Raw genomic sequence first — 2,130 nt, 5'->3', positions numbered from 1 at the left:
GTCGATCACCGTTTCGCCGGCGAGCCGTCTGAAGCTGATGGCGGCGGTTGGTCTGCAATGGCGCGCGACCACGGCGGACGCGATCTACGTTCAGCCGAGTGTGCCGGTGGCCGGCACTGCAGGGGTCGGCAGCGCGTGGACCGGCGCCTACGGCCAGCTCCGCCTCGACTACGCCTTCGATGCGCATCTCACCGGCGCGATCGAAGCAGTGCATTTCGAGGTCGGCGACACCATCCGCACTGCCGGTGGCCGCAGCAGCGATTATCTCGGCGCGCAGTTGCAATACGGTTGGTAGGAGCCAGGTAAAACGCCACGGCCCGGCGCGACGATGGGTCGGGCCGGGCCGCTGCTTGGTTGGCGTGGGGCCTTATTCCTTCACGAACGCCAGCAGGTCGGCGTTCAGCACGTCGGCATGGGTGGTGAGCATGCCGTGCGGATAGCCCGGATAGGTCTTCAGCTTGCCGTTCTTCAGCAGCTTGACCGACAGCTTGGCGGAGTCCTCGATCGGCACGATTTGGTCGTCCTCGCCGTGCAGAACCAGCGTCGGCACGGTGATGGCCTTCAGATCGTCGGTCTGGTCGGTCTCGGAGAACGCCTTGATGCCGTCATAGTGGGCCTTGGCGCTACCCATCATGCCCTGACGCCACCAGTTGTTGACGACGCCAGGCATCGTCTTCGCATCAGGTCGGTTGAAGCCGTAGAAAGGCCCGGCCGGGACATCGAGGAAGAACTGCGCACGATTGCCGGCGAGCGCCTTGCGGAAACCGTCGAACACCTCGATCGGCAGGCCGCCGGGGTTCTTCTCGGTCTTCAGCATCAGCGGCGGCACGGCAGAGACCAGCACGGCCTTGGCGACCCGGCCCTGCGGCTCACCGAACTTGGCGACGTAACGCGCGACTTCACCGCCGCCGGTCGAGTGACCGATATGCACGGCCTTCTTCAGGTCGAGATGCTCGGCGACTGCGGATGCGTCGGCCGCGTAGTGATCCATGTCGTGGCCGGTGTCGACTTGAGACGACCGGCCATGGCCGCGGCGATCATGAGCGACCACGCGATAACCGTTGGCCAGGAAGAACAGCATCTGTGCATCCCAATCGTCGGACGACAGCGGCCAGCCGTGATGAAACACGATCGGCTGGGCCTGCTTCGGGCCCCAATCCTTGTAGAAGATATCGACACCGTCCTTGGTCTTGACGAATCCGCTGCTCATTCCGTGGTCTCCTTGTGAAGCTCGCTGAGGGTGGGCCGGCTGTGCGATGGCGGTGCTGGGAAGAAGAGCGACGCAGGCGGCACCCACGATCGCGTCACGCCGGGTGATGTGGAGAGCGCTGGGCTGCAGCGCTCGTGATGGTCCCGGCACATTGTCGTGATCAGGAGTGCTCATCGGAGGTCTCCAGGTTGAGGGGCTTTGCAGCGCATGGATTTAGCCCGCCACTGTGCGGACGGCGTCGAGGATCACGTCAGCGACGGCCTGCGGCTGCGACAAAATGGACAGATGGCTCGCCTTCAGCTCGGTGGTCTTGGCCTTCAGGCGGACGGCGAGTTCGCGTTCGAGCTCGACGCTGACGATGCGGTCGTCGGTCGAGACGATGTACCAGTTCGGCCGGGTTTCCCACGCAGCCTTGCTGATCTTGTCGCCGAAGGTGGTGGTCGGCAGCGGCGGCTGCAGCACCGCAAGTACGCGCGCTTCGTCTTCCGGAAGGTCCTGCGCGACGTCGTTGACCCATCCTGCTTCGCTGAGCTTGAGATGGCCGTGGCCGTCATCGACGATCTGGCTCAGGCCCGGCGGTGACGGATGCGAGCCAACCAGATCGCCGACGGATTCGCCGACCTTCGGCGGCAGGGCCGCGACGAATACCAGGGCTTTCACCTTCGGGTCGTTGCCAGCTTGGGTAATCACCGCGCCGCCCCAGCTATGGCCCACGAGCACGACGTCGCCCTGGATGCTGTCGAGCACGATCCTGGTGGCGTCGACGTCCGCGGCGAGGGATGTGGTCGGATTTTGCACCGCGACCACTGGGATGCCCTGGCGGAGGAGATAAGGGATCACGAGCCGCCAGCTCGAACCGTCGGCCCAGGCGCCATGCACCAGCACCACTGTGGGAGAGGACGAATTTGGCATCGCGTGAC

Annotated in this window: 3 protein-coding genes; 1 reads left to right on the top strand and 2 read right to left on the bottom strand. The window is 64.9% G+C overall.

Going from position 1 to position 2,130, the window contains the following annotated elements; genetic code table 11:
- On the top strand, positions 1-295 hold a 295-nt coding region (locus tag DYI24_RS25470; protein WP_164574289.1), incomplete at its 5' end, for an alginate export family protein.
- Between the two features lie 72 nt (positions 296-367).
- Here DYI24_RS25470 and DYI24_RS25465 read toward each other — a convergent pair.
- Together DYI24_RS25465 and DYI24_RS25460 are read right to left on the bottom strand one after the other, a co-directional pair.
- Positions 368-1,210 carry an alpha/beta fold hydrolase gene (locus tag DYI24_RS25465; RefSeq protein WP_011157660.1) on the bottom strand — a complete coding sequence of 281 codons (843 nt, stop codon included), beginning with the start codon at positions 1,208-1,210 and terminating at the stop codon, positions 368-370.
- A 213-nt stretch (positions 1,211-1,423) separates the two neighbouring features.
- On the bottom strand, positions 1,424-2,130 hold a 707-nt coding region (locus DYI24_RS25460), incomplete at its 5' end, for an alpha/beta fold hydrolase (RefSeq protein WP_246701368.1).

It is taken from the genome of Rhodopseudomonas sp. BR0C11, from assembly GCF_010820945.1.
Taxonomy (GTDB): domain Bacteria; phylum Pseudomonadota; class Alphaproteobacteria; order Rhizobiales; family Xanthobacteraceae; genus Rhodopseudomonas; species Rhodopseudomonas palustris_H.
This window is presented reverse-complemented; position numbering and strand designations above follow the sequence as displayed.

Coding starts and splice junctions, on each gene's coding strand:
- DYI24_RS25465 (WP_011157660.1), bottom strand. CDS start 1,210: ATGAGCAGCGGATTCGTCAAGACCAAGGACGGTGTCGATATCTTCTAC.